Raw genomic sequence first — 1,623 nt, forward strand, 5'->3', positions numbered from 1 at the left:
CGCCTACACCTCCAGCGACACCGCCCATCACCCCGCGATCTTGCTCACCCCTACATCTTGTGGTCGCAAGAACCTGTTCCACGCACCGTCAATCAGGAAGAGGCACGTAAGTCCCGCGGAGTAGAGGTCTGCGTCCTCACCGATCGTCGAACTACTGACCGAGAGCTTCCCATGCGACGCCAGTACAGCGCGAATTCGATCGTTCATTCTGTTCATTCCTGTTCTCACCCGACAGATCTCAGCCGATGACTTTACCGAGCACAACACGAGTCCGGGTCCCGAGAGCTCACAATAGTGATCACGGACCCGGTTGGGGCAGCGAAGATTTGGCCAGCGATTCAGCAGTCGCGTGGGCCGTTTCGAACCGACTACCAGCATTGCCGTGTACCACCGGCCGGAACCCCCCGCGGCCGCCGAGTATTTAGTTTTGCGTTATTACCGAAGCGCGGTCGTTCAGGTCCGCAACCAGCCGGCATGGGTCTCAACGCGTCCGAGTGACACCCCGGCTCTCTCCCCGACGCAAAATTACCATCCAAAGTCAGCTATAAACTATCTTACAACACGGCTATGCTGTCCCCACGGTGCCGCATGGCGGGACCGCGATCATCAGCATGCATGCCGCACTCCGAGTTCGGGTGCAACCCAATGCAAACGAAGTGCAAAGCTTCGGCATTACAAGCGTGAAGGGACAGGCAAGTGGGGGCACCCTTGTGGAACCAAAGCCTCAGCGGCACAGGTGTAGCTGCGAAAGTTGCCGCAGAGTACGCCGACACAGTCGATTGCGAGGGAAGATTTCCATCCGAGGCACTCGACGCGGTGCGCTCGGCAAAGCTGCTGTCGGTCTCACTTCCGCGTGAGCTGGGAGGCGGTGGCGCTTCGGTTTCCGAGCTCGCCGCAACGTGTCGGATGCTGGGGCGCGCGTGCAGCTCCACGGCGATGATCTTCGCCATGCACCACAGTCAGGCGTTGTGTCTGCGCTTCCACTCCTCCTCTGATCCCGGAACGCAGTCATTGATCGAGGACATCGTCACAGGAGAAAAGCTCATCGCCTCGGCAACCACGGAGATCACCACAGGCGGCGCCGTCGGGTCGTCTACGTGCGCAGTCGTCCGTGATGGAGACCAGGTGTCCTTGGAGAAAAATGCACCGGTGATTTCTTACGGCAAGTACGCGGACTACATCTTCGCGACGGCACGTAAGAATTCCGACAGCCCGTCGACTGACCAGGTGATGCTCGCATGCCCGGCCGAGGACACCGAACTGGAGCCAACATCCGAGTGGCACACCCTCGGACTACGCGGTACCTGCAGCCCGGGCTTCGTCCTTCGCGCCCGCACGTCGGTTACCAACCTTCTGCCCGTCGACTATGCCACCATCTCCTCGCACACGATGCTCCCCGCATGTCACGTGCTGTGGGCTTCGGTGTGGCTGGGCATCGCCGATGCCGCAATGGAAAAGGCACGAGCACAGGTGCGCAAGACCGCACGCAGGACCCCAATACCGTTCAGTTAAGGTTATATGCGTGTAGTTTTAGGTGTATGCCTCGTGCTGGGTGGGTGAAGCCGGAGTCGGATCGTCGGTTGTCGGATGTGGTGTCGGTGGGTGTGGTGACCAGGGTGTTTC

The 1,623-nt window shown here is 60.0% G+C and carries 1 protein-coding gene and 1 pseudogene; both read left to right on the forward strand.

The window, feature by feature from the left end:
- Positions 1-696: 696 nt before the first annotated feature.
- Positions 697-960 (forward strand): annotated as a pseudogene (locus IEW22_RS20340) (acyl-CoA dehydrogenase family protein); the annotation flags it as partial.
- Between the two features lie 165 nt (positions 961-1,125).
- Complete coding sequence (locus IEW22_RS20345) at positions 1,126-1,512, forward strand: acyl-CoA dehydrogenase family protein (RefSeq protein ID WP_229742936.1); 387 nt, start codon at positions 1,126-1,128, stop codon at positions 1,510-1,512.
- Positions 1,513-1,623 lie beyond the last annotated feature (111 nt).

The organism is Gordonia jinhuaensis, assembly GCF_014639795.1.
Classification (GTDB): Bacteria; Actinomycetota; Actinomycetes; order Mycobacteriales; family Mycobacteriaceae; genus Gordonia_B; species Gordonia_B jinhuaensis.